Origin of the sequence: Streptococcus sp. C150 (genome assembly GCF_000187445.1) — a bacterium.
Classification (GTDB): domain Bacteria; phylum Bacillota; class Bacilli; order Lactobacillales; family Streptococcaceae; genus Streptococcus; species Streptococcus raffinosi.
Genome location: NZ_GL698449.1, coordinates 826,099 through 850,464, shown reverse-complemented (window position 1 = coordinate 850,464; position 24,366 = coordinate 826,099). Strand labels below are relative to the sequence as shown.

The following is a 24,366-nucleotide window of genomic DNA, read 5'->3' as shown; positions in this document are numbered from 1 at the left end:
CTATAGCTGAAATAAATTTTCGATGTTTGGGAGACACCATCGCTAAAAAAAACCAGTAATGGCGTTTTTTGGCTCCCTCTAGGGAGCTTTTTATGTGTCTCAAACATCAGAGATAAAGAGGAATATTATGAATCGTCAATCTGCTTTGGTCGTCTTTAGTGGCGGTCAAGACTCTACAACCTGCCTATTTTGGGCTTTAAAACATTATGAAACTGTTGAACTAGTTACTTTTGCTTACGGGCAACGTCATAGCTTGGAAATTGAAGTAGCTAAAGAGATTGCAAAAGAGCAAGGTCTTAAACACCATGTTTTGGATATGTCCTTGCTTGGACAAATTACTGAAAATGCCTTAACATCTGATATTGAGATTGAGTCTGAAGAAGGTGAAGTGCCTAATACCTTTGTGGACGGGCGTAATCATCTTTTCCTTTCTTTCGCTGCTGTGTTGGCTAAGCAACGTGGGATTACTGATATTGTGACAGGTGTTTGTGAGACAGACTTTTCTGGTTATCCAGACTGTCGTGATGTTTTTGTCAAATCACTTAATGTCACACTTAACCTTGCCATGGCCTATGATTTTGTCATCCAAACGCCACTCATGTGGTTGGATAAGGCTGAGACTTGGGCGTTGGCTGATCAACTTGGAGCTTTCGACTATGTTCGTGAAAAAACGCTGACTTGCTATAACGGTATCATAGGTACAGGATGTGGGGAATGTCCTGCCTGTCATTTGCGTCAAAGAGGTCTTGAAAAATATCTTGCAGAAAGAGGAGAAGCTTAATGTTTTTTGCACCTAAAGAAATCAAGACTGAAACAGGTGAGTCTTTGGTTTATAATCCTCACCGTACATTGGTTTCTAAAGAGTTTACTTTTGATGCTGCCCATCATCTCTTTCATTATGAAGGAAAATGCAAATCGCTTCATGGTCATACCTACCATCTTCAAATAGCAGTGAGTGGTTACTTGGATGAGCGTGGCATGACCTATGATTTTGGTGATCTTAAGAATATTTATAAGAATTATCTGGAACCTCATCTGGATCACCGTTATCTCAATGAAACTTTGCCTTATATGAACACAACTGCGGAAAATATGGTTTTCTGGATTTTCCAGATGACGAGTCAACATCTGCCAGAGGAGAGGGGACTTCGTTTGGAATATGTACGCCTTTATGAAACACCAACAGCTTTTGCAGAGTTTAGACGGGAGTGGTTGGATGACTAGGGAACGCGTACTTAAACTACCAGTACTTGAAATTTTTGGACCGACCTTTCAAGGGGAAGGTCGAGCCATCGGGCAAAAGACCATGTTTGTGAGAACAGCAGGGTGTGATTACCACTGTGATTGGTGTGATTCAGCCTTCACTTGGGATGGCTCAGAGAAGCCTACTCGAATGACAGCCGATGAAGTGATTGCAGCTTTGGATGCGCTCGGTACCTATGACTATGTTACTCTATCTGGAGGAAATCCAGCGCTTTTAGCAGCCAATATGGCGGAACTCGTTTCAAAACTCAAGGCGAGAGGCGTAACTTTGGCTGTTGAAACCCAAGGATCTCGTTGGCAGGAGTGGCTAAGAGATATTGATCAGATTACTCTAAGCCCGAAACCACCATCATCAAAGATGGAAGTCAATTTGGAAACACTTGATTTTATTGTCTCTCAGCTTGATCCTGATAAAGTGACCTTCAAGGTTCCCGTCTTTGACGATGCTGACTTGGATTTTGCTAAAATGATTCAGGAACGTTATCAGCCAGATGTGATGTTTCTCTCAGCTGGTAATCCTGAACCCAAAGCAGAAGGAAATATTGTCCAGTACCAACTAGAACGCCTCAAAGAACTCTGGGAGACAGTAGCTGCAGATGATTCGTGGGGGAACGTCCGTGTCCTCCCTCAACTGCATACCCTACTCTACGACAATGAGCGTGGTGTTTAGGAAGGATGAAAGGACATCCTACAACCATCAAAATTATACAAGAAAAGGAAGAAAAATGTCACAACAAGAAGAAATGAAAAAACTCACTCTCCTAGGTAATAAGGAGACACCTTATATTTTTGAATATTCTCCACAAGTCTTGGAGTCTTTTGATAATCGTCATACTGATAATGATTACTTTATCAAATTCAACTGTCCAGAATTTACCTCACTTTGTCCGATTACTGGGCAACCTGACTTTGCCAGCATTTATATTTCTTATATTCCAGACCAGCTCTGTGTTGAGTCTAAATCATTGAAGCTTTACCTCTTTAGTTACCGTAATCACGGAGATTTCCACGAAAATTGTATCAATACCATTGGTAAGGATTTGGTGGAGCTTTTGAATCCTCGCTACCTTGAGGTGTGGGGTAAATTTACACCTCGTGGTGGTATTTCAATTGACCCATATTTTAATTACGGTCGTCCAGAAACTAAGTATGAAAAAATGGCAGAGCAACGACTTTTTAATCACGACCTCTACCCAGAAAATATTGATAATCGTTAATATTGTCCAAAGCCTATTATTTTTGAACAACCCTTCCACATGCCAAAGATATTTCACATACATATGATAGTTCTGGTATTGTCTACCGTTGAGAATCAGATGGTTCAGTTGTTGCTAATAAATGGTTGAATAGTGGTGTTCGTGAATTGCTTATGAATCCTAATACGACTCAAGCTGCAGTAGCTTGCGTCATTGCTGGAGATGGTACTTATTACTGGACTTTGAATTACCAATAATATGATTTTCAATCAAATATCCTAAAAGAGGAAAGAGTCTGAGACTAATCTTGGATTCTTTTCCTTTATCCATTGAACGATTAAGGATTCATTGTGGTATAATAGAGCCTAGAAAGAAGGCGACAATATGCAGGTAAAGAGAGTTCAGGATTATATCTCTAAAGAGTGGTTTGATGAAACAGATGGCTCTTACTTTGAACGACTTAACAGTCGGATACAGGTGCTTGTAAAAAAAGATTATCCTCTTGTACAAGGACATGATTTTATTAGCAATATCAGTCTTTTGGATTATAGATTGGTTTTTCTTGATGAAATCATTGCTAGTGCCAATGAAAAGAACGAGCATGTACGTGAGACAGTACATGATGTGACCAAAAATTTGTTGTATGAGTATCAGGACGTCCAGGAACAATTGGATAGTCGGATTACTTTTGGTCAAAAAGTTGCGGATGAAGTGGCACGATTTGGTGGATCTTGGACTTTTATCTTGTCGTTTATAGCTTTTATGGGGATTTGGATGGCACTAAATGTCATTCAACCATTTGGAATTTCTTTTGACAAGTATCCATTTATCTTGCTTAACTTGGCCTTATCAACCTTGGCGGCGGTTCAAGCACCATTGATTATGATGAGCCAGAATCGTGCATCGGATTATGACCGTTTGCAAGCCCGAAATGACTATCATGTGAATAAACAGTCTAAGGAAGAGATTCGTTTTTTGCATGAAAAGATTGATCACTTGGTGCAACAAGACCAGTCTGATTTGCTTACCATCCAAAAATTGCAGACAGAAATGATAATGGCTGTTAGTCAACAAGTTGAGAAGATGTCAGATGATATTCGAATGATGAAGGAAAAAGGATTAGAAAGGGAGATTCATGGAGACGAATCAAATTGATTTAGTTATCGTAACAGGAATGAGTGGTGCAGGTAAGACTGTGGCGATTCAATCCTTTGAGGATTTAGGTTACTTTACCATCGATAATATGCCACCTTCATTGGTGCCTAAGGTTATTGAGTTGGTAAAACATAGTGAACAGACCTCTAAGATTGCCTTAGTTGTTGACATGCGTAGTCGATTGTTTTTCGACGAGGTAAATGTCATTTTAGACAATTTGGAAAGTAATCAGGAACTTAATTTCAAGATTCTTTTCTTGGATGCCACAGATGGTGAATTAGTTTCTCGTTATAAAGAGACACGTCGTAGCCACCCCTTGGCTGCAGATGGTCGTGTGTTGGATGGGATTAAGCTTGAACGTGAACTCTTATCACCACTTAAGAGCTTGAGCCAAAACGTTGTAGATACAACTGAAATGACCCCACGTCAGCTTCGTAAGACCATTTCTGAACAGTTTTCATCTACAGAGGATCAGACTTCTTTCCGTATTGAGGTCTTGAGTTTTGGTTTCAAATATGGCTTGCCTTTAGACGCAGATTTGGTATTTGATGTGCGTTTCTTGCCAAACCCTTATTATGATCCTGCTCTTCGTAACCAGACTGGTCTGGATCAAGAAGTTTATGATTATGTTATGGAACACAAGGAATCAGAGGTGTTTTACAGTCATTTGACTCAACTTATTAAACCAATCTTACCGGGTTACCAAAAAGAAGGTAAATCTGTTCTCACTATTGCTGTTGGTTGCACAGGTGGTCAACACCGCAGTGTAGCTTTTGCACATCGATTGGCTCAAGAGTTGAAAAATGATTGGACGGTCAACGAAACACATCGTGATAAAGATCGACGTAAGGAGACGGTGAATCGTTCATGAACAAACCAAAAATTACAGTAATAGGTGGAGGAACTGGTATTCCAGTCATTCTTCGTAGTTTGCGCCATAAAGATGTTGATATTACTGCTGTTGTAACCGTGGCTGATGATGGCGGTTCTTCAGGAAATTTACGTGATATCATGCAACTGACACCTCCAGGGGATTTGCGTAATGTTTTGGTAGCTATGAGTGATATGCCTAAACTTTATGAACGTGTTTTCCAATATCGTTTTGACAAAACTGATGGTGCATTGGCTGGTCATCCTCTTGGGAATCTTGTTATCGCAGGAATTTCAGAAATGCAGGGATCTACATACAACGCCATGCAGCTTTTAACCAAGTTCTTTCATGTGACAGGCAGGATTTACCCTGCCAGTGAAACAGCCTTGACACTGCATGCGGTATTTCGTGATGGACATGAGGTCGCTGGTGAGAGTAGTATTGCCAAGTATGATGGCATGATTGAGCGTGTTTATGTAACCAATGCTTATAATGAGGATGAACCAAAGGCAAGTCGTAAGGTTGTTGATGCTATTTTAAATAGTGATATGATAATCCTTGGCCCTGGTTCTCTCTATACATCTATTTTACCTAACTTAGTTATCCCTGAGATTCGTCAAGCGCTTATTGAGACTAAGGCTGATGTTACTTATATTTGTAATATCATGACTCAATATGGTGAAACAGAACAATTTTCGGATGCTGACCATGTGGCTGTGCTTAATCGACATCTTGGCTCTGATGTGATTGATAATGTTCTGGTAAATATCGAAAAAGTTCCATTGGAATATATGACGAATAACAAGTTTGACGAATACCTTGTTCAGGTTGACCATGATTTCAACGGTTTACGTCGTGAAGCAAAAACAGTTGTCTCATCTAATTTTCTTCGCCTAGAAAATGGAGGTGCCTTCCACGATGGTGATTTAGTCGTTGAAGAACTCATGCATTTAGTGAGGAAGAAGTCATGAGTTTCACAATCAAGGTTAAAGAAGAGATCATTGCTGAATCAACCAAAGATAAGGCTGAATTGTCAGCTTTTATTAAGATGTCTGGTTCTGTAGGTTTGACCAATCAAGGGCTGACACTCTCTATCTCGACAGAGAATGCAAAGATTGCTCGTCACATTTATCAATTAATGGAGAGTCGCTATCATATTGCCCCTGAATTAAGACACCATAATAAGACGAATCTCAAGAAAAATCGTGTCTACACGGTTTTTGTGGCGGACCAAGCCAATGATATTTTGTCTGATTTACAATTGGCGGATTCTTTCTTTGGCTTTGAGACAGGGATTGAGACGTCAATAATGGAAGACGATGAGGCTGGAAGGTCTTATTTACGAGGGGCTTTTCTGGCAACAGGAACGGTACGTGACCCTGAAAAAGGACGTTATCAATTAGAAATTTTCTCTGTTTATCAGGACCACGCTGAGGATTTAGCCTCTCTCATGAAAAAATTTATGCTTGATGCCAAGGTTTTGCAACATAAAAATGGCTTTGTGACCTATCTTCAAAAAGCAGAAGATATTATGGATTTTCTTCTTGTCATTGGAGCCATGACTTCAAAGGAAATTTTCGAAGAAGTTAAGATTATGCGAGAGACGAGAAATGACCTCAATCGAGCTAATAACGCTGAAACGGCTAATATCGCTAGGACTATTAGTGCTAGCATGAAAACAATCAATAACATTATCAAGATTATGGATACGGTTGGCTTGGAAATTTTGCCGGCTGAACTGCGTCAAATTGCTCAACTCCGTATTGCCAATCCAGATTACTCAATCCAGCAAATCGCTGATAGTATCGAACCGCCTTTGACCAAAAGTGGTGTCAACCATCGTCTCAGAAAAATAAATAAAATTGCGGACGATTTGTAAGTAGAAAGGAAGCTTTTATGGCTTGTACAACGATTTTAGTAGGTAAGAAAGCCTCATATGATGGCTCTACCATGATTGCCCGTACTGAAGACTCTCAATCAGGTGTTTTCACACCTAAAGAGTTTCTTGTAGTAACACCCGAGGACCAACCACGTCATTACCAATCTGTGCTTAGCGATTTTTCGATTGATTTGCCAGATAATCCATTAGGTTATACTTCCGTACCAGATGCCCTTGGTAAAGATGGTATATGGGGAGAAGCCGGTATTAACTCAGCGAATGTTGCTATGAGTGCAACGGAAACAATCACAACCAATGCGCGTGTTCTTGGTGCGGATCCTCTTGTTAAAGATGGATTTGGCGAAGAAGATATGCTGACTCTGGTTTTACCTTATATTAAGACTGCTCGTGAAGGTGTTCTTCGCTTGGGACAACTCCTTGAAACTTATGGAACTTATGAGTCAAATGGTATTGCTTTTTCTGACACTGAAGAAATTTGGTGGCTAGAAACAATTGGTGGTCACCATTGGATTGCTAGACGTGTTCCGGATGATGCTTATGTTACCAATCCAAATCAACTAGGTATTGATCATTATGAATTTGAAAATCCAGATGACTATCTCGCTTCACCAGATATTCGTGACTTTATTAATAAGCATCATTTGGATTTGACTTATTCTAACGAACACTTCAATCCACGATATGCCTTTGGTAGCCAGCGAGATAAGGACCGTCATTACAATACACCACGTGCTTGGGCTATGCAAAAGTTTTTGAATCCAGAAAAGGAGTATGATCCAAAATCATTCTTCATTCCATGGGGTCAAAAACCTTACCGCAAAATTACAGTTGAAGACGTTAAATATGTTTTGAGCCTTCATTATCAAGACACCCCTTATGATCCTTATGGCCCTCAAGGTGATGCTGTTAGTCAACGTCAATTCCGTCCAATTGGTATTAATCGTACGAGTCATACAGCTCTCTTGCAAATGCGTCCTCATAAACCTTCTGAAACGACTGGTATCCAATGGTTAGCCTATGGATCAATGCCTTTTGGAACCATGGTACCATTTTGGACTCAAGTTGGTACAACGCCTGCTTATTTCTGTCAAACAACTGATAAGGTTGACACAGGCAATTTCTACTGGAGTAATCGCTTGATTGCTGCCATCTGTGATTCTCATTTTCAACATCACGAAGCTGATTTGGATGACTATGTCGAAACAACTATGGCTCTTGGCCATGCCATGATTAATCGTGTCGATACGGCTTTGGCAAATGGTGAGAGTATTGATTTTGAAGCTGAAAATCAAAAAATTAGTGACCAGATTCAGTCAGAAACAGATAAACTATTGGCAAAAGTCTTAGATGATGCTAGCAATTTAATGACCAACCGATTCTCAATGAGTGATTAGACTTATCAAAAAAACCTTTCCATAAAAAATGGAAAGGTTTTTTAGTGCTTTAACTATGGCTATTTTCTTCATCAAGCCTAGATAGCAGTTGGTAAAGCATAATGAAGAAGAAAAGATTAATTGAAATAAGAAGTCCTGAAGCCCAGGGAAAATCACTTTCTAAATTTCGAAGAGGTGAGTTCCAAGCAAAATGAGCGGCAAAAGCACCACAGGCATAAAGGAAGCCAATAAGACAGTATTTTTGATTAATAAGCTTTCGACATGAACGCCATATTAAGATTAAGCCCATAGCAAAGAAGGACGTATAAAGCCAGTGAGATGATACGACACCAATACTGCGGCCAAGGATTCCCGAAATCGTATAAGAAAAACCATCAGGTAAATCTGAAAGGATATAGGAGAAATCTTCACTAATCTGAAAACCTAGACCAGCTGTTATAGCAACAAGTAAGAGCCCTTTGTAACTTTTTGTTGGTACCATATAGATAGCAAAGAGAAAAGCTGCTAGTTTGAGAGGTTCCTCAACAAGAGGAGCCATAATAGCATCTTCAAAACGATAGAAAAAATGTTTCGAAGATAGGTGGGCCGTTACCCATTCATGAGAGAAGGTATTGGCATAACCTGCTATCCATCCCGTGATAAAGAGACCACCAATTAGGGCAAAAGCTAGCACAAGTGGTCTAACCTGCCATTTTTCACCTAAATGATAAATAAGAAATAAAGCTGGAACGATATAACATAGTGCAATGAGTGTTGATAGCCCAATGATACCGTAAGCTGAACCAGACAGAGCACCTGAAGTGTATGATTGGGTATCATAAGTCAGGCCAATGGCTGAAAGTAACAAAAAAATATACAGGGTTAATTTTCGAAACATGTATAACCTACTTTCCAAATGATACTTCCAGTATAACAAATAATTCATTTACACCGAAATATTTCAATTTTTTTATTTTAGGACTTGCAAAATAAAAATAGTGTGATATACTTAACCAGTAAACTATTAACTGGTTAAGTATTTTTTGAAAGGATTATTATGAAAAAGAAACGTATTTTTGGCCTAGCAGGCCTAGCAGCGATTGTTCTAGCAGCAGGTGCAGGTATTTATTATACGACTAGCCAACATAGTTCAAAAGACAATGGTGATATGAAAGTCGTTACAAGTTTTTATCCCGTTTATGAATTCACCAAGCAGGTTGTTGGTGATGAGGGAGAGGTGTCTTATCTTATTCCTGCAGGAAGTGAAGCCCATGATTTTCAGCCTTCTACAAAGAATGTCGCTGATATTGAAAAGGCTGACACTTTTGTCTATCTAAATGAAAATATGGAAACATGGGTTCCAAAGGTTGAAAAAACCATTAACACCAAACATACTAAAGTCATTAAGGCAAGTAAGGGTATGGTTCTTCTTCCTGGTATTGAGGAAGAAGAGCATGAACACGGGGAAGAAGGTCATCACCATGAGTATGATCCCCATCTCTGGCTGTCACCAAAACGTGCTCAAAAGTTGGTAGAAACCATTAGAGATGGTTTGATTGCGCAACACCCTGACAAGAAAGCGGTGTTTACAACAAATGCAGAGAAATACCTTAAAAAATTACAAACCTTAGATAAAGAGTATACCGAAGCACTCAGTCAAGCCAAACAGAAGAGTTTCGTAACACAACACTCAGCTTTTGCTTATCTAGCCTTAGATTACGGTTTGACACAAGTGCCAATTTCAGGTGTTTCTGCTGAGTCTGATCCATCGGCTAAACGTATTGCTAGTCTTTCTAAGTATGTCTCAGAATATAACATTAATTATATCTACTTTGAAGAGAATGCTTCAAGTAGTGTTGCTAAGACCTTAGCCAATGAAGTAGGTGTTAAGACAGCAGTTTTAAATCCGATTGAATCTTTAACCAAGGATCAGTTGAAAAAAGGTGAAAATTATGTCAGCGTCATGAACGAAAATTTAAAAAATCTTCGTTTGACTACTGATGTTGAAGGTAAAGCCATCCAACCAGAATCTGGAAGTGATGATAAGAAAACAGTCCAAAATGGCTATTTTGATGACAAAGATGTTAAAGATAGAAAACTAACTGATTGGTCAGGTGATTGGCAATCTGTTTATCCTTACCTTCAAGATGGTACTTTAGACCAAGTATTCGAATACAAATCTCTAATGAACAAGGATAAAACAGCACAAGAGTATAAGGATTACTATACTAAAGGGTATCAAACAGACGTTTCTAAAATTTCGATTGATGGTAAGAAAATGACTATGACTTTCACTAAGACTGATGGAAGTAGTGTGACACATACTTATCGTTATGACGGCTATAAGGTTTTGACCTATGCTTCTGGTAAGAAAGGTGTTCGCTATCTTTTCACAGCTACTGACAGTCAAGCGGCGGATAATCCTTATCAATATGTCCAATTCTCGGACCATCAAATAGATTCAACAACTTCAGCACATTTCCATATTTTCTTTGGAAATAGCAGTCAAGATGAGATTCTAAAAGAGATGGATAATTGGCCAACTTACTATCCAGCAAAACTCAGTGGCTTTGATATCGCACAAGAAATGATCAGTCACTGATACTATTAAATCACTCATATTTTGAGTGATTTTTCTTCTTTAAAAAATCTTTCATTTTTAAACTCTTAGAAAAATAGCTTGTGCAATAATTTTAAAATAGAAGATTTAAACAAAAAAATTTTTCTAAAAAATCATGAAAAAATTAAATTATTACTACTTTTTTTCATTCTTTAGTGGTACAATAATATTACGATTTTCAGATGACCAGGAGAGACCCATGAACCAGTATTTAGTAGCGATACACTATATTCAACTGCTGCAAGCAGAACTCGATATTCTTAATCATGATGCACGATTACTTTTTGATTTAAAGATTGACCCTAATCTTGCCAAAAGAGAGCTTGCTGACCTAAAAGTATCCCTGTCTAAATTATCTGATAAAAATCTTTATATTGAAGGAACTATCTGGTACCAGCCAAGTTTATTCACGATTATCGATCAAAATTTAGGAGTTATTGATGATTGGCTAAAGGACATAGATGACTTCTTTGCATTTACCTATGCAACAACAGTTTATACAGTTTTGAAAGAAAATGAAAATCGTAGTTATGACCTATTGCTTGGTCTCTATAGACGCCTAGAATATATTGTTTCAGAAATAAAAAGTTGCCGCTAGCTTGCTAACGGCTTTTAGTTTACCCTGATAGAATCATATTAATCTATTAAGTAGATATAACATACATTTAAAATACCAAATAATTTGACAAAATATTCAAATATGTGTAAAATAAAATTTGAAAATACTCTAATAAAAAGAACTAAAGATTAAAGGAAGATAATAACGAAGTGAGTAATCAGGGGTTGAAATGGGGTTCTTTTTGTAAATATTATTTGGTGAGTCTTGCTTCACTAAGCCTTTTATGTTTTGCGTTCTATGGCCTTTATTCTTTAAATGAACTCTTCCCATTGTCTTTAGACAAGACTTCAAGTTTGGAAATTAAGCATTATTCTGGTCAGTCATCTTCTACAGCTAAAAAAGATGGCATATATAAAGTTCAAGACTTTAGTGGCCAAACTAAGAGTTATGATGTTGATTTGCATGTATCAAATGAAGGGGATAAGGTTGTTCAAACCTACATCTTCGAGTATAAGAAATGACATATCGTGATGAAAACTCACAAACGAATAGTTTGTGAGTTTTTTTGTATTTATATTTTACCAGAGTCCTAATACTTTTTGCATGAGCAGAGATGCGAGGCTAATCAATACCCAACAGAGCCCCCCAACTAGTAGAGCGGATCCGCCTTTGGTAATGAGTTTCTTCAGATTTGTTTGGTAACCGATAGCTGTCATTGCCATGATAATCATAAACTTTGAAAGGTTCTTTAAAGGAGCAAAAACAGTAGCGGATGCGCCAAGAGACGTTGTAACAGTTGTAATGAGAGAAGCCACTAGGAACCAGAGAATAAAATTAGGAACAGCTTTGATTATAGAAAATGACTCTTTTCTATTTTCCTTTTTTGATTGCCATATAGATAGGCCAAGTGTAATAGGAATGATTGCAAGAGTACGAGTTAACTTAACAATTGTTGCTTGCTCTAAAATCGATGTTCCGTGCAAGCTATCCCAAGAACTGGCAGTGGCAGTTACAGACGAAGTATCGTTAACGGCTGTTCCAGCAAATATGGCGAATCCTTCATTACTAAGTCCTAGCCAAGATCCCAAGTGAGGGAAGAACAGAGCCGCTAAGATATTAAAAAAGAATATTACCGAGATTGCTGTGGCTATGGATTCATCTTTCGCTTTGATGACAGGTGCTGTTGCAGCAATAGCAGAACCTCCGCAGATTGAAGAACCAACTCCTACTAAAGTAGTAATTTCGCTGTCTAACTTAAATAACCGGTGAATGATATAAGCCGTACTGAGTGCCGTAGCAATAGTGACTAAAATGATAGGAAGTGAGGTTAAGCCAACTTGGAAAACTTGAGAAAGGTTTAGCCCAAACCCTAGAAGAATAACAGCGTATTGTAATACTTTTTTGGATGTGAATTGTATTCCAGTTTTAAGTTTTTCAGAGTCTGTAATTAAACTGCCAAACAAGAGGCCAATGAAAAGGCCAATGACAGGCCCTCCGATAATAGGAAATAATATTCCAAGATACCAAGCTACAAGCGAAATAAGTATTGCAATACTTATACCAGGTAAGAATGATTTGATTTTCATTTTTTCATCTCCTTAAAAATTACCTACATTATATCTTATTATTTAGGCTATGTAAAGGTGTTATTAGGGCTTGTTTTTTGGGAAAACATCTCTATAACTTGCTAAGGGTCTTTTTTTCTGATAGAATAGTATTAAAATATTATAATGGGAAATCTTAAGAAGGAAGGCTATATGTATCGTCATTTAAAGAAGTATTTGATTTTTATTGTGGGAGCTTTTATTTGTTCATTATTTTTAGTCTTAGCTTTTACAACCGATAGAAAAAATGATAACAGTGTCAACGCTAAAGCTGAAGCTGCTTATAACCAAACGACTACTGCTTTTATTGGTAGTATCGGTGAAACTGCGAGACAAATTGGTCAAGACTATAATATCTATGCTTCTGTTCTAATTGCTCAAGCTATTCTTGAATCGAATTCTGGGCAGTCAGGTCTTAGTCAAGCACCTTATTACAACTTTTTTGGAATTAAAGGAACTTACAATGGAAACTCGGTAACAATGCGTACTTGGGAAGATGATGGTACAGGGAAAACTTATGAGGTTGATCAGCCGTTCCGTTCTTATGGTAGCTTGAGCGACTCTTTGGCGGATTACGCCGCTTTGATGACATCATCAACTTATGCTGGAACTTGGAAATCTAATACAAGCAGTTATGCGGATGCTACTCAAGCACTTACAGGAACATATGCTACAGATAGTCTTTATGCTTCTAAGTTGAACAGTATTATTGCCTACTATGGTCTTACTGCCTATGACCAAGCTCCAGTTACCCAAACAACAGGTTCAACTGGTAGTCTTGTTTGGAATCGCTATAGAGGGTCTTACACGGACGCTGAAACTTTATCTATAGACGAGGCTTGGGCAAGCTATAAAAATTATAAATAATAGTAAGAGTCGAAAGGCTCTTTTTTGCGCACTTAAAAATCCCCAACAACATGTGTGGGGATTAAGATGAGAAGTCGTTAGCTTAGTTGTCAAAAGTGACTTCTTTAACAAGGTTATCTAGAAATTGTTCCCCCATTTTAGAGAGTGTTGCCTTTTCATGCTTCAGGTAAACAATATCAATTTCATCATCAATATCGAGTGGAATAGAGACAATGTTGTCACCATTTAAGTTACTATTTAAGATACCAGTGGCAATTGTGTAACCATCCAAACCAATTAATAGATTGAAGAGGGTCGCACGGTCTGAAACTACTATAGATTTTTTGTGGGGAATTTGTGAGAGAATTTCTTCGGAATAGTAGAAGGAATTATGAATCCCTTGATCGTAACTAAGGTATGGGAAGTCTTCTAAATCTTCTAAAGAGACAATTTCATGCTTGGCCAATGGATTTGATTTGCTGACAAAGATATGAGGTCTAGCTTTAAAGAGACTGGTATATGTGAGACGGTTGTCATCAAACATCTTAGTCAAGACGTCACGATTATAGCTATTAAGAAAGAGGACGCCGATTTCTGATCGAAAGTTCTTAACGTCTTCAATGATTTCATAAGTGCGAGTTTCACGTAAGAAGAGCTCATAACGTGTCATATCAGCTCTCTTGAGAAGTGAGACGAAGGCATTAACCACAAAGGCATAGTGTTGTGAAGAAACACTGAACAATTCACGTGTTTCGGTATGACTTTTGTAACGTTCTTCCAAAAGGTTAGTTTGTTCCACTACCTGACGGGCATAGGAAAGGAACTCGACCCCATCCTTGGTTAAGGTGATTCCCTTAGGGTTACGGATGAAAATATCAATCCCCATTTCTCTTTCCAAATCACGGACAGCATTAGAAAGACTCGGTTGAGTAATGAAAAGTTGTTTTGCGGCCTCATTCATAGAGCCGGTTTCGACGATTTTAATAATATAATGTAACTGTTGAATTCGCATAGCTTTATTATAGCATATTTTAAGGATTATTCCTTAGGATAAGAAGCGTTAAAAGTTCTTTTTAGGACTATACCAATTTTTATGCTTGACAATGTTAAATATATGGAATATACTGTCATCGTTAAGCTTTCTTAAGAGCTTATTGACTATACCAATTTAAAATGAAGGAGACATAACCTCCTTAATATGGGGTTATATAAAAAATATGTGCGGAATTGTCGGTGTTGTAGGGAACACAAATGCAACTGATATCTTGATTCAAGGACTTGAAAAGTTAGAATACCGAGGCTATGATTCAGCTGGTATCTTTGTAGCTAGTGATACATCTAGTCAACTAATTAAGGCTGTGGGCCGTATTGCAGAACTTGCTGCTAAGACTAAAGGAGTAGAGGGAACATCTGGTATTGGACATACTCGTTGGGCGACTCACGGGAAACCGACAGAGGACAATGCTCACCCACACCGCTCAGAAACAGAACGTTTTGTTTTGGTTCATAATGGTGTTATTGAAAACTATCTTGAAATTAAGGAAGAATACCTTTCTGGTCATCATTTCAAAGGTCAAACCGATACTGAAATTGCTGTTCACTTGATTGGTAAATTTGTTGAAGAAGACGGTTTGTCAACCCTTGAAGCTTTCAAGAAGGCTCTTCATATTATTCGTGGATCATATGCCTTTGCCCTCATGGATTCAGAAGATGCCTCAACAATTTATGTGGCAAAAAACAAATCACCACTTTTGATTGGTCTTGGTGATGGCTTTAATATGGTCTGCTCAGATGCCATGGCTATGATTCGTGAAACAAATCAATATATGGAAATTCACGATCAAGAGTTGGTTATCGTGAAGGCGGATAGTGTTGAAGTTCAAGACTATGATGGAAATGTCAAAGAACGTGATAGTTATACAGCTGAGCTTGATCTTTCTGATATTGGTAAAGGAACATACCCATACTATATGCTCAAAGAAATTGATGAGCAACCAACAGTGATGCGTAAGCTTATTCAAGCCTATACAGATGATAAGGGTCAAGTGACTGTGGATGCTGATATTATTAAGGCTGTTCAAAATGCTGACCGTATCTATATTCTTGCAGCAGGAACTTCTTATCATGCTGGTTTTGCTTCTAAGAAGATGCTTGAAGAATTGACTGATACACCAGTTGAGCTTGGTATTTCTTCTGAGTGGGGTTATGGTATGCCACTCCTTAGCAAGAAACCTCTCTTTGTCTTTATTAGTCAATCAGGTGAAACAGCAGATAGTCGTCAGGTTCTTGTTAAAGCTAACGAAATGGGTATTCCAAGTTTGACAGTAACAAATGTTCCAGGTTCAACGCTTTCACGTGAAGCAGACCATACAATGCTTCTTCACGCTGGACCAGAAATTGCTGTCGCTTCAACTAAAGCTTATACTGCTCAAATTGCAACTTTGGCTTTCTTGGCAAAAGCAGTGGGCGAAGTTAATGGTAATGAAAAAGCTAAGGCCTTTGACTTGGTTCACGAATTATCTCTCGTGGCTCAATCTATCGAATCAACACTTTCTGAAAAAGAAGTTATTGATGGGAAAGTTGCCAACCTTCTTGCAGAAACACGTAATGCATTCTATATCGGACGTGGACAAGATTATTATGTGGCTATGGAAGCTAGTCTTAAATTGAAAGAAATCTCATATATCCAATGTGAAGGTTTTGCAGCAGGTGAGTTGAAACATGGTACAATTGCTCTTATCGAAGATGGTACGCCTGTTATCGCTCTCTTGTCTGATCCAGTCCTTGCTAGCCATACTCGTGGTAACATTCAAGAAGTAGCAGCACGTGGTGCTAAAGTCTTGACTATTGCGGAAGAAAATGTCGCTAAAGAAGGTGATGACATCGTTCTTAACAACGTTCATCCATATTTGTCACCAATTTCAATGGTTGTACCAACTCAATTAATTGCTTATTTTGCAACGCTTCATCGTGGACTTGACGTTGATAAACCACGTAACTTGGCTAAGTCAGTTACTGTTGAATAAAAATGCCAACACCTCTGATTTTTCTAGGAGGTGTTGTTTGTTTTTACTCTTGCGTAATTACTCATTCTAAAGTAGAATAATAGCTATATCAGAATTTTTAGGAGAGAAATATGTCACTACCAAATTGTCCCAAATGTAACTCAGAGTATGTTTATGAAGATGGTATCTTGTTAGTCTGTCCAGAATGTGCCTATGAGTGGGATCCAAACGAGGTTGTAGAAGAAGGGCTTGTGGTTCTTGATAGCAACGGAACACGTCTTACTGATGGTGATACTGTCACAGTTATTAAAGACCTTAAGGTTAAGGGTGCTCCCAAAGACATCAAGCAAGGAACACGTGTTAAAAATATTCGCTTAGTTGAAGGTGACCACAATATTGACTGTAAGATTGATGGTTTTGGTGCTATGAAACTTAAATCTGAATTTGTCAAGAAAGTCTAAAATTAGTGCATAGGTAGGTAAGCCTAAATACTACAATTGCTAATATTAGCTAAGTCTTTGAGGAGTGAGGCTGGGAACTCAAGTTCATTACAATGAGTTCGGCCTCTCTCCTTTTAGTATTTTCAAAATTTTATACCCTTTTTTCGTTTTTTTTGGTATAATATTCAAAAATACTAAATAATTATAGGAGTTTATATGTCATACGTTTTGGAAGTATTACCAGCCCTTTTGAATGGTGCGGTAGTTACACTTCAAGTATTTTTCATTGTTATCGTACTGTCGATTCCATTAGGGATTGTGCTTGCTTTCTTAATGCAGATTAAGTTCAAACCTTTAAATTGGTTGTTGACCCTCTATGTTTGGATTATGCGTGGGACACCGCTCCTTTTGCAACTGATATTTGTGTATTATGTTCTTCCGAGTGTTGGGATTGTCTTTGACCGTCTACCAGCTGCCATTATTGCTTTTACCCTTAACTATGCAGCTTATTTTGCAGAGATTTTTCGTGGAGGAATCTTGGCTATTCCGAAAGGTCAATATGAAGCTGCCAAAATGCTTAAATTGAGTCCTTTCCAAACGATTCGCTACGTTATCCTTCCTCAAGTGGTCAAGATTGTTTTGCCAAGTATCTTCAACGAAATTATTAACTTGGTTAAAGATTCATCATTGGTTTATGTTCTTGGAGTCGGAGACCTCCTTTTGGAAAGTCGTACCGCTGCCAATCGTGATGCGACCTTAGCACCTATGTTTGTGGCTGGAGCTATCTATCTTATCCTTGTTGGTGTGGTAACTGTAGCTTCTAAACGTATCGAAAAGAAATTCAACTACTACAAATAGGAGACCTTATGTTAGAATTAAAAAATATTTCCAAGCAATTTGGTCAACACAAAATTTTTGATAAATACAATTTAACTGTTGAAGAGGGGAAAATCCTAGCTATCGTTGGACCATCTGGTGGTGGTAAGACAACTCTTTTGCGTATGTTAGCGGGACTTGAAACCATTGATTCTGGGCAAATTATCTATGAAAATGAAGAGATTCCTTTGAATCAGATGGAAAGTCGTAATTTGCTGGGCTTTGTTTTCCAAGATTTTCAACTGTTTCCGCACTTGACGGTCTTAGATAACCTGATGCTTTCGCCAATTAAGACGATGGGAATGTCTAAAGAAGATGCCCAGAAAAAAGCCCAAGGTTTGCTTGACCGTTTAGGACTTGGAGCTCACGGAAATGCTTATCCTTACTCTCTTTCTGGGGGACAAAAACAACGGGTTGCTTTTGCGCGTGCTATGATGATTGATCCCAAAATCGTCGGCTATGATGAACCAACATCAGCGCTGGACCCTGAGTTGCGTCAAGAAGTGGAGAAATTGATTTTGCAGAATCGTGATACAGGGATTACGCAAATTGTTATCACTCACGATATGCAGTTCGCACAGAACATCGCTGATGAGATTGTCACTATCAATCCAAAATAGTGAGGATTTTGCATGAAAAAAATAGTAAAAACAGTTTTGCTAGGCTGTCTTGTTCTTTTGCCTTTGTTTGCGCTATCAGCTTGCAGCTCGCGCTCACATTTTGCAACTCAGAAAGACCAGTGGCAAACCTACACCAAAGAAAAGAAAATCAAAATTGGTTTTGATGCGACCTTTGTTCCTATGGGATATGAGGAGAAAAATGGTAGCTATGTCGGTTTTGATATTGATCTTGCTACCGCAGTTTTTAAATTGTACGGTATTGATGTTGAATGGCAAGCCATTGACTGGGATATGAAGGAAACAGAACTGAAGAATGGGACAATTGATCTCATTTGGAATGGCTACTCAGTTACTGATGAACGTAAGCAGTCAGCAGACTTTACGGAACCTTATATGATCAATGAACAAGTACTGGTAACCAAAAAATCTTCAGGAATTGATTCTGTTGCAGGAATGTCCGGTAAGACCTTAGGTGCTCAGGCAGGTTCCTCTGGTTATGATGCTTTCAATGCTTCTCCGAAAATTTTGAAGAACATTGTTGCTAACCAAAAAGCAGTCCAATATTCAACCTTTACACAAGCCTTGATTGACCTGGAGAGTGGACGTATTGATGGCTTGTTGATTGACCGTGTGTACGCTAATTACTACCTAGAGAAATCAGGGGTTCTGGATCAGTATAACGTTATGCCTGCTGGGTATGAGGGTGAAAGCTTTGCCGTAGGTGCCCGTAAATCAGATAAGACTCTAATTACAAAAATTAATCAAGGATTTGAAACCCTTTATAAAAATGGAGAATTCCAAAAGATTTCTAACAAATGGTTTGGCGAAGATGTTGCCACAGACCAAGTTAAAGGGAAAAAATAAGATGATAACAACATTCTAGAAGGGATGTTGTTATTTTCTACGAAAAATACTTGAAATAAAACAAGTTATATTTTATACTATTGTTAGTTTATAAACTAACAAAGGAGCAATCATGGGATATTTTGATTATTCAAGAGAGCCACAAAGTGATATTGCTTTTGTAGATATGAAATCTTTCTATGCGAGTGTGGAGTGTGTTGAACGTGGCCTGCATCCTCTTAAAACTTCTCTATGTGTGATGAGTAGGGCTGAAAATGCGAATGGTTTGATACTAGCTTCTTCACCCATATTTAAAAAAGTTTTTGGTAAGTCAAATGTTAGTCGTTCTTACGACTTACCTTTTGACATTCATTCTCGTAAATTTCATTATTATAATGCCAAAAAACAAGGACTGCCAACGGATAGGGATTTTGTAGATTATATCGAATCTTGGGCCAAGGTTACCTTTATCGTCGCTCCTAGAATGGACCTTTATATCAAGAAGAATATTCAGATTCAACATATTTTCCAGAATTATGCTAGTGTTGAAGATATTCTTCCCTACTCGATTGATGAGGGTTTCATTGATCTCACATCGTCACTGAATTACTTTATTCCCGATAGGACTGTTACTAGAAAAGATAAGTTAGATATGATTTCAGGGCGTATTCAAAGAGATATTTGGAGGGAGACAGGTATTTACTCGACAGTTGGAATGTCTAACAGCAACCCCTTATTGGCTAAGTTAGCTCTTGATAATGAAGCCAAACATACGGCTACTATGAGAGCCAACTGGTCCTATGAAGATGTCGAGACTAAGGTTTGGAATATTCCCCATATGACCGATTTCTGGGGGATTGGAAAGCGAATGGAGAAGCGTCTAAACAAGTTGGGAATTTTCTCTATTCGAGAACTTGCGAATAGCAATCCTGATATCCTTAAAAAGGAATTAGGTGTTGCTGGACTGGACCTCTTTTTTCATGCCAATGGTATTGATGAGAGTAATGTTCATAAACCTTATAAACCAAAGTCACATGGCTTAGGAAATTCTCAAATCTTACCACGAGACTACGAGCATCAAGCTGATATAGAATTGATTCTAAGAGAGATGGCAGAACAGGTAGCCATTAGATTAAGACGAGCCCATAAGAAAGCTTGTCAAGTTTCCATTAGCATTGGATTTTCAAAGTTAGAGGGCAAGCGTTCGCTACAAGCACAGATGAAGATTGAACCGGCTAATAATACGAGAGTACTAATAAGCCACGTCATTGCACTCTTTAGGAAGAAGTATCAAGGAGGAGCTGTTCGAAGTGTGAGTGTCTCTTATGCAAATTTTGTAGATGAGAAGATTCAAGTATTCTCTTTATTTGATAATCCCGAAGAAATTGATAAAGAAGAAAGGCTTCAGACAGCTATAGATAGCATTCGTCAGGATTTTGGCTTTACTACTCTTCAAAAGGCTAATGCTTTACAAGAGGCCTCTAGGAGCCTTGTTCGTAGTAAGCTTATTGGTGGACACTCTGCTGGAGGATTGGATGGCTTAAAATGATAGACCGTAGTTATCTCCCCTTTCAATCAGCTAGGGAGCACCAGGATAGGGGAATGATGAAGTGGATGGGCTTTTTCTTGTCAGAACACACAAGTTCCTTATATGAAGATAAAACTAAAGAAGATTTTACGAGTCATTTGGAGGATTTGGAGAAATTTACCCTATTAAACCAGCTTTATACGGGACAATTATTGGGAAGTTTTCAGATGAAGGATAAAAATAGATGCTGTAGATATAGTGGCTATGTGGTTGAATTGAATCTTAATCAAGTTACGGTAAAATCTGACAAGCAGCATATACGGATTTACATTAAGGATATACTAGAAATTAGCTTGGGAGTTGAAGCCATAAATGAAGAAGAGAAAAATTTATGACGATAAGCTTCAGATTGACTATTTTTCTGATAGCTATTTAAAATTTGAAGAAGATTTTTATTGCTATTCTGCTATGGATATACCTCTGACCTTCTTGACGGATGACATTTTAAGAGAAATGGCAATCAGTCAGAAGAACTATTTTTTATTGAACAAAGAGAATGCTAGGGATGGTCGCAACCATTATTTCCATTTTGAAGTTAGTCTTCTGGATTCTAGGACACTTGTAAGAAAATACAAGTATCTTGGAAATGATTGATTGGTACAAAGGGCTTTCACGAAAATTTCTAAATGGTAGAGAAAAATTATTGTAAGCGTTGACATTTGTTGTGTAAGTGCTACAATGAAGGTGTTAAAGTTCTTATATGGAGGTAACTAAAATGAGAGCAGTTGTTGTTAATAATGAAGGTACAGGAGTAGAAGTTGTTAATCATGACAAACCAGCGGTAGTAGGACATGGTCAAGCTTTGGTTAAAGTGGAATATTGTGGTGTCTGTCATACGGACCTTCACGTAGCTCATGGAGATTTTGGTAAGGTTCCAGGTCGCATCTTGGGGCATGAAGGAATTGGTATTGTCGAAGAAGTGGGTGAAGGTGTTGAAACACTTAAAAAAGGTGACCGTGTGTCAATTGCTTGGTTCTTTGAAGGATGTGGCCATTGTGAATATTGTACAACTGGTCGTGAAACTCTCTGTCGTTCTGTAAAAAATGCAGGTTATAATGTGGATGGTGGTATGAGTGACTATGCCTTGGTTACAGCTGACTACGCTGTGAAAGTTCCGGAAGGACTTAACCCAGCTCAAGCTTCATCTATTACTTGTGCGGGAGTTACAACCTATAAAGCGATTAAAGAGGCTAAAATTGAACCTGGTCAATGGGTTGCAATCTACGGCGCTGGAGGACTAGGTAACTTGGCTATTCAATACGCTAAGAAAGTGTTTAATGCACGAGTAGTAGCTGTTGATATCAACCAAGATAAACTTGATTTGGCTAAAGAGTCTGGTGCTGATTTAGTTGTAAATGGTAAGGAAGTTAAAGATGTGGCAGGCTATATCCAAGAAAAAACTGGTGGTACTCACAGTGCAGTTGTAACAGCTGTTTCTAAAGTTGCTTTCAACCAGGCTGTCGATAGTGTACGTGCCGGTGGGACAGTCGTTGCGGTTGGTCTACCATCTGAATATATGGAGCTCTCAATTGTCAAAACAGTTCTAGATGGTATCCGTGTTGTTGGATCTCTTGTAGGTACACGTAAAGACTTGGAAGAAGCCTTTGACTTTGGTGCACAAGGTTTGGTAGTACCAGTTGTTGAAACCGTTCCTGTTGATACAGCAGTAGAAGTCTTTGATCAAATGGAAAAAGGACAAATCCAAGGACGTAAAGTACTGGATTTCACTAAGTAAGAATACTTTATCAAAGGTTAGTCATATGATTTTAAGTGAGTAGTGGTATAGGCTGCTAAATCACATTTCGAAAGAAGTCACATAAGATAAAAATGAGATAAAAATGCCATTGATGTATTTGTGTCGATGGCATTTTTATTTGCCAATAGCGTCATTTGAATGTATAACAAAAAAAGCGTTGAACGGATTAGTTCAGCGCTTTTGAAGTGTTTAGTTTTATTCCCACTCAACAGTTGCAGGTGGTTTACTTGTAATATCGTAGACGATACGGTTAACGTGGTCAACTTCGTTAACGATTCGAACAGAAATCTTTTGGAGAACTTCCCATGGAAGTTTCGCAAAGTCAGCTGTCATCCCGTCAATTGAAGTGATAGCACGGATAGCGATAGTGTAGTCGTAAGTACGGCCGTCACCCATAACCCCGACAGAACGAACGCCTGTGTTAACAGTGAAGTATTGCCATACGTCACGGTCAAGACCAGCTTTGGCAATTTCTTCACGAAGGATAGCATCAGACTCACGAACAGTTTCAAGTTTCTCTTCAGTGATTTCACCCATAACACGGATGGCAAGTCCAGGTCCTGGGAATGGTTGACGCCAAACGACTTCGTCAGGCATTCCCATTTCAGTACCAAGGGCACGTACTTCATCTTTAAAGAGGGTATTAAGCGGTTCAATCAATTCAAACTGCATGTCTTCTGGAAGACCACCGACGTTGTGGTGAGATTTGATTGTTTGAGCTGTCTCAGTACCTGATTCAATAATATCAGTATAAAGTGTTCCTTGAGCTAGGAAGTCAACGCCTTTAAGCTTGCTTGCTTCGTCATCGAAGACGTAAACAAACTCGTTACCGATAATTTTACGTTTTTTCTCAGGATCATCAACACCAGCCAATAGGTCTAGGAAGCGTTTAGAAGCATCAACACGGATAATGTTAAGGCCAAATTTACCTCCGAGCATCTCCATAACTTGGTCACCTTCACCTTTACGGAGAAGACCGTGGTCAACGAAGATACATGTCAATTGATCTCCGATAGCTTTTTGCAAAAGGACACCAACAACAGATGAGTCAACCCCACCTGAGAGTCCAAGAAGGACTTTACGGTCACCAACTGTTTCACGGATTTGTGCAATTTGCATATCTACGAAGTTAGCCATTGACCAGTCACCTTTGGCACCACAGATACCAAAAGCAAAGTTTTTCAAGATATCATTACCATATACAGAGTGACGAACTTCTGGGTGGAATTGGATACCATAGAAGTTTTTCTCAGTATTTTCCATCGCGGCGAATGGGCAATCTACTGAGTCACCAACAAGATGGAAACCTTCTGGAATTTCTGTAACTGCATCACCGTGGCTCATAAGAACAACTTGTTCTTCAGGAGTTCCTGCAAAGAGTTCTGATTGGGCACGAAGGCGAAGTGTTGATTGGCCATACTCACGGTTACCTGCTTCACCAGCTGGAACAACTTTACCACCGAGTTTGTGGGTCAAAAGTTGCATTCCGTAACAGATACCAAGAATTGGGATACCAAGTTCCAAAATCTCTTCGTCAATACCAAATGCATCTTCGGCATAAACAGAGTTTGGACCACCAGAAAGTACGATACCAATAGGATTGATGGCACGGACTTCATCAGCGGTAATTTTATGGCTCTTCAATTCAGAGAAAACACCAAATTCACGAATACGACGTGCAATCAGCTGATTGTATTGGCTACCATAGTCTAGAACAATGATTTTCTGCACATCATTCAAAGTAGAAATGTCAGTCATTATTACCCTTTCTTTTTACGTCACACATGGACTCTTTCTTATGCAATCATTGTATCACAAATTTATGGACTTAGCACCTAGATTTATACGAGA

Annotated in this window: 26 protein-coding genes and 1 pseudogene; 23 read left to right on the top strand and 4 right to left on the bottom strand. The window is 38.5% G+C overall.

Features of this window, described 5'->3' with window-relative positions; translation table 11 throughout:
- The first annotated feature begins 127 nt into the window (after window positions 1-127).
- From queC to HMPREF0848_RS03940, 10 genes and pseudogenes are all read left to right on the top strand, one after another.
- On the top strand, window positions 128-781 hold the full coding sequence (gene queC / locus HMPREF0848_RS03980; protein ID WP_008534792.1) for a 7-cyano-7-deazaguanine synthase QueC: 654 nt from the start codon (window positions 128-130) through the stop codon (window positions 779-781).
- A complete protein-coding gene (gene queD, locus HMPREF0848_RS03975; protein WP_008534790.1) occupies window positions 781-1,224 on the top strand; it encodes a 6-carboxytetrahydropterin synthase QueD in 444 nt (147 codons plus the stop codon). Before queC ends, queD begins: the two co-directional genes overlap by 1 nt.
- Window positions 1,217-1,933 carry a 7-carboxy-7-deazaguanine synthase QueE gene (gene queE / locus HMPREF0848_RS03970; RefSeq protein ID WP_008534788.1) on the top strand — a complete coding sequence of 239 codons (717 nt, stop codon included), beginning with the start codon at window positions 1,217-1,219 and terminating at the stop codon, window positions 1,931-1,933. The genes queD and queE overlap by 8 nt, the downstream gene beginning before the upstream one ends.
- Before the next feature lie 55 nt (window positions 1,934-1,988).
- Window positions 1,989-2,480 (top strand): preQ(1) synthase, encoded by a 492-nt coding sequence (queF, locus tag HMPREF0848_RS03965; RefSeq protein ID WP_008534786.1) that lies wholly within the window; start codon window positions 1,989-1,991, stop codon window positions 2,478-2,480.
- 116 nt (window positions 2,481-2,596) lie between these two features.
- Window positions 2,597-2,716, top strand: a pseudogene (locus HMPREF0848_RS10955) (hypothetical protein); the annotation flags it as partial.
- Window positions 2,717-2,843: 127 nt separating this feature from the next.
- Window positions 2,844-3,614, top strand: coding sequence for a DUF1003 domain-containing protein (locus HMPREF0848_RS03960; protein ID WP_008534784.1), 771 nt, complete (start codon window positions 2,844-2,846; stop codon window positions 3,612-3,614).
- Window positions 3,595-4,485, top strand: a complete 891-nt coding sequence (gene rapZ, locus HMPREF0848_RS03955) for an RNase adapter RapZ (RefSeq protein ID WP_008534782.1) — start codon at window positions 3,595-3,597, stop codon at window positions 4,483-4,485. Before HMPREF0848_RS03960 ends, rapZ begins: the two co-directional genes overlap by 20 nt.
- Window positions 4,482-5,456: a YvcK family protein gene (locus tag HMPREF0848_RS03950; RefSeq protein ID WP_008534780.1), complete on the top strand. Its 975-nt coding sequence runs from the start codon at window positions 4,482-4,484 to the stop codon at window positions 5,454-5,456. The genes rapZ and HMPREF0848_RS03950 overlap by 4 nt, the downstream gene beginning before the upstream one ends.
- Window positions 5,453-6,364, top strand: coding sequence for a DNA-binding protein WhiA (whiA, locus tag HMPREF0848_RS03945; protein WP_008534778.1), 912 nt, complete (start codon window positions 5,453-5,455; stop codon window positions 6,362-6,364). Before HMPREF0848_RS03950 ends, whiA begins: the two co-directional genes overlap by 4 nt.
- Before the next feature lie 17 nt (window positions 6,365-6,381).
- Window positions 6,382-7,779 carry a C69 family dipeptidase gene (locus HMPREF0848_RS03940; protein WP_008534777.1) on the top strand — a complete coding sequence of 466 codons (1,398 nt, stop codon included), beginning with the start codon at window positions 6,382-6,384 and terminating at the stop codon, window positions 7,777-7,779.
- A gap of 49 nt (window positions 7,780-7,828) precedes the next feature.
- Here the strand turns inward: HMPREF0848_RS03940 and HMPREF0848_RS03935 are convergent, their stop codons facing one another.
- Complete coding sequence (locus tag HMPREF0848_RS03935; protein ID WP_008534775.1) at window positions 7,829-8,656, bottom strand: PrsW family glutamic-type intramembrane protease; 828 nt, start codon at window positions 8,654-8,656, stop codon at window positions 7,829-7,831.
- Window positions 8,657-8,815: 159 nt separating this feature from the next.
- Between HMPREF0848_RS03935 and HMPREF0848_RS03930 the strand changes: the two genes are divergently transcribed.
- The 3 genes from HMPREF0848_RS03930 to HMPREF0848_RS10985 all read left to right on the top strand — a co-directional run bounded on the left by HMPREF0848_RS03930 (window position 8,816) and on the right by HMPREF0848_RS10985 (window position 11,458).
- Complete coding sequence (locus tag HMPREF0848_RS03930; protein WP_008534773.1) at window positions 8,816-10,360, top strand: zinc ABC transporter substrate-binding protein AdcA; 1,545 nt, start codon at window positions 8,816-8,818, stop codon at window positions 10,358-10,360.
- Between the two features lie 217 nt (window positions 10,361-10,577).
- Window positions 10,578-10,976 carry a hypothetical protein gene (locus tag HMPREF0848_RS03925; protein WP_008534771.1) on the top strand — a complete coding sequence of 133 codons (399 nt, stop codon included), beginning with the start codon at window positions 10,578-10,580 and terminating at the stop codon, window positions 10,974-10,976.
- Window positions 10,977-11,146: 170 nt separating this feature from the next.
- Complete coding sequence (locus HMPREF0848_RS10985) at window positions 11,147-11,458, top strand: hypothetical protein (protein ID WP_037608905.1); 312 nt, start codon at window positions 11,147-11,149, stop codon at window positions 11,456-11,458.
- 57 nt (window positions 11,459-11,515) lie between these two features.
- Here HMPREF0848_RS10985 and HMPREF0848_RS03915 read toward each other — a convergent pair whose 3' ends face one another.
- Window positions 11,516-12,523: a YeiH family protein gene (locus HMPREF0848_RS03915; protein WP_008534767.1), complete on the bottom strand. Its 1,008-nt coding sequence runs from the start codon at window positions 12,521-12,523 to the stop codon at window positions 11,516-11,518.
- Between the two features lie 171 nt (window positions 12,524-12,694).
- On the opposite strand from HMPREF0848_RS03915, the gene HMPREF0848_RS03910 reads away from it, so the two are divergent.
- Window positions 12,695-13,408, top strand: a complete 714-nt coding sequence (locus HMPREF0848_RS03910) for a glucosaminidase domain-containing protein (protein ID WP_008534766.1) — start codon at window positions 12,695-12,697, stop codon at window positions 13,406-13,408.
- Between the two features lie 82 nt (window positions 13,409-13,490).
- Here HMPREF0848_RS03910 and HMPREF0848_RS03905 read toward each other — a convergent pair whose 3' ends face one another.
- Window positions 13,491-14,399: a LysR family transcriptional regulator gene (locus tag HMPREF0848_RS03905; RefSeq protein WP_002888521.1), complete on the bottom strand. Its 909-nt coding sequence runs from the start codon at window positions 14,397-14,399 to the stop codon at window positions 13,491-13,493.
- Window positions 14,400-14,604: 205 nt separating this feature from the next.
- Between HMPREF0848_RS03905 and glmS the strand changes: the two genes are divergently transcribed.
- The 9 genes from glmS to adhP all read left to right on the top strand — a co-directional run bounded on the left by glmS (window position 14,605) and on the right by adhP (window position 22,494).
- Window positions 14,605-16,413 carry a glutamine--fructose-6-phosphate transaminase (isomerizing) gene (gene glmS / locus HMPREF0848_RS03900; protein WP_008534764.1) on the top strand — a complete coding sequence of 603 codons (1,809 nt, stop codon included), beginning with the start codon at window positions 14,605-14,607 and terminating at the stop codon, window positions 16,411-16,413.
- A gap of 110 nt (window positions 16,414-16,523) precedes the next feature.
- Window positions 16,524-16,853 carry a zinc ribbon domain-containing protein YjdM gene (locus tag HMPREF0848_RS03895; RefSeq protein WP_002888524.1) on the top strand — a complete coding sequence of 110 codons (330 nt, stop codon included), beginning with the start codon at window positions 16,524-16,526 and terminating at the stop codon, window positions 16,851-16,853.
- Between the two features lie 195 nt (window positions 16,854-17,048).
- Window positions 17,049-17,690, top strand: a complete 642-nt coding sequence (locus HMPREF0848_RS03890) for an amino acid ABC transporter permease (RefSeq protein WP_002888525.1) — start codon at window positions 17,049-17,051, stop codon at window positions 17,688-17,690.
- Between the two features lie 8 nt (window positions 17,691-17,698).
- Entirely contained in the window at window positions 17,699-18,328 is a 630-nt protein-coding gene (locus HMPREF0848_RS03885; protein ID WP_008534763.1) for an amino acid ABC transporter ATP-binding protein, read from the top strand.
- A gap of 12 nt (window positions 18,329-18,340) precedes the next feature.
- Entirely contained in the window at window positions 18,341-19,192 is an 852-nt protein-coding gene (locus HMPREF0848_RS03880; protein WP_008534762.1) for an amino acid ABC transporter substrate-binding protein, read from the top strand.
- Between the two features lie 112 nt (window positions 19,193-19,304).
- Window positions 19,305-20,720 carry a Y-family DNA polymerase gene (locus HMPREF0848_RS03875; protein ID WP_008534761.1) on the top strand — a complete coding sequence of 472 codons (1,416 nt, stop codon included), beginning with the start codon at window positions 19,305-19,307 and terminating at the stop codon, window positions 20,718-20,720.
- Window positions 20,717-21,094, top strand: a complete 378-nt coding sequence (locus HMPREF0848_RS03870; RefSeq protein ID WP_008534760.1) for a hypothetical protein — start codon at window positions 20,717-20,719, stop codon at window positions 21,092-21,094. Before HMPREF0848_RS03875 ends, HMPREF0848_RS03870 begins: the two co-directional genes overlap by 4 nt.
- Window positions 21,072-21,353, top strand: coding sequence for a DUF5960 family protein (locus HMPREF0848_RS03865; protein WP_008534758.1), 282 nt, complete (start codon window positions 21,072-21,074; stop codon window positions 21,351-21,353). The genes HMPREF0848_RS03870 and HMPREF0848_RS03865 overlap by 23 nt, the downstream gene beginning before the upstream one ends.
- A 121-nt stretch (window positions 21,354-21,474) precedes the next feature.
- Window positions 21,475-22,494: an alcohol dehydrogenase AdhP gene (gene adhP / locus HMPREF0848_RS03860; protein WP_037608903.1), complete on the top strand. Its 1,020-nt coding sequence runs from the start codon at window positions 21,475-21,477 to the stop codon at window positions 22,492-22,494.
- A 216-nt stretch (window positions 22,495-22,710) separates the two neighbouring features.
- Here adhP and guaA read toward each other — a convergent pair whose 3' ends face one another.
- A complete protein-coding gene (gene guaA / locus HMPREF0848_RS03855) occupies window positions 22,711-24,273 on the bottom strand; it encodes a glutamine-hydrolyzing GMP synthase (protein ID WP_008534755.1) in 1,563 nt (520 codons plus the stop codon).
- Between the last annotated feature and the right edge of the window lie 93 nt (window positions 24,274-24,366).

Coding starts and splice junctions, on each gene's coding strand:
- HMPREF0848_RS03925 (WP_008534771.1), top strand. CDS start 10,578: ATGAACCAGTATTTAGTAGCGATACACTATATTCAACTGCTGCAAGCA.
- HMPREF0848_RS03895 (WP_002888524.1), top strand. CDS start 16,524: ATGTCACTACCAAATTGTCCCAAATGTAACTCAGAGTATGTTTATGAA.
- queE (WP_008534788.1), top strand. CDS start 1,217: ATGACTAGGGAACGCGTACTTAAACTACCAGTACTTGAAATTTTTGGA.
- queC (WP_008534792.1), top strand. CDS start 128: ATGAATCGTCAATCTGCTTTGGTCGTCTTTAGTGGCGGTCAAGACTCT.
- rapZ (WP_008534782.1), top strand. CDS start 3,595: ATGGAGACGAATCAAATTGATTTAGTTATCGTAACAGGAATGAGTGGT.
- HMPREF0848_RS03935 (WP_008534775.1), bottom strand. CDS start 8,656: ATGTTTCGAAAATTAACCCTGTATATTTTTTTGTTACTTTCAGCCATT.
- HMPREF0848_RS03905 (WP_002888521.1), bottom strand. CDS start 14,399: ATGCGAATTCAACAGTTACATTATATTATTAAAATCGTCGAAACCGGC.
- guaA (WP_008534755.1), bottom strand. CDS start 24,273: ATGACTGACATTTCTACTTTGAATGATGTGCAGAAAATCATTGTTCTA.
- HMPREF0848_RS03865 (WP_008534758.1), top strand. CDS start 21,072: ATGAAGAAGAGAAAAATTTATGACGATAAGCTTCAGATTGACTATTTT.
- queF (WP_008534786.1), top strand. CDS start 1,989: ATGTCACAACAAGAAGAAATGAAAAAACTCACTCTCCTAGGTAATAAG.
- HMPREF0848_RS03885 (WP_008534763.1), top strand. CDS start 17,699: ATGTTAGAATTAAAAAATATTTCCAAGCAATTTGGTCAACACAAAATT.
- HMPREF0848_RS03960 (WP_008534784.1), top strand. CDS start 2,844: ATGCAGGTAAAGAGAGTTCAGGATTATATCTCTAAAGAGTGGTTTGAT.
- adhP (WP_037608903.1), top strand. CDS start 21,475: ATGAGAGCAGTTGTTGTTAATAATGAAGGTACAGGAGTAGAAGTTGTT.
- HMPREF0848_RS03950 (WP_008534780.1), top strand. CDS start 4,482: ATGAACAAACCAAAAATTACAGTAATAGGTGGAGGAACTGGTATTCCA.
- HMPREF0848_RS03915 (WP_008534767.1), bottom strand. CDS start 12,523: ATGAAAATCAAATCATTCTTACCTGGTATAAGTATTGCAATACTTATT.
- queD (WP_008534790.1), top strand. CDS start 781: ATGTTTTTTGCACCTAAAGAAATCAAGACTGAAACAGGTGAGTCTTTG.
- HMPREF0848_RS03880 (WP_008534762.1), top strand. CDS start 18,341: ATGAAAAAAATAGTAAAAACAGTTTTGCTAGGCTGTCTTGTTCTTTTG.
- HMPREF0848_RS03930 (WP_008534773.1), top strand. CDS start 8,816: ATGAAAAAGAAACGTATTTTTGGCCTAGCAGGCCTAGCAGCGATTGTT.
- whiA (WP_008534778.1), top strand. CDS start 5,453: ATGAGTTTCACAATCAAGGTTAAAGAAGAGATCATTGCTGAATCAACC.
- HMPREF0848_RS03890 (WP_002888525.1), top strand. CDS start 17,049: ATGTCATACGTTTTGGAAGTATTACCAGCCCTTTTGAATGGTGCGGTA.
- HMPREF0848_RS03870 (WP_008534760.1), top strand. CDS start 20,717: ATGATAGACCGTAGTTATCTCCCCTTTCAATCAGCTAGGGAGCACCAG.
- HMPREF0848_RS03875 (WP_008534761.1), top strand. CDS start 19,305: ATGGGATATTTTGATTATTCAAGAGAGCCACAAAGTGATATTGCTTTT.
- glmS (WP_008534764.1), top strand. CDS start 14,605: ATGTGCGGAATTGTCGGTGTTGTAGGGAACACAAATGCAACTGATATC.
- HMPREF0848_RS03940 (WP_008534777.1), top strand. CDS start 6,382: ATGGCTTGTACAACGATTTTAGTAGGTAAGAAAGCCTCATATGATGGC.
- HMPREF0848_RS03910 (WP_008534766.1), top strand. CDS start 12,695: ATGTATCGTCATTTAAAGAAGTATTTGATTTTTATTGTGGGAGCTTTT.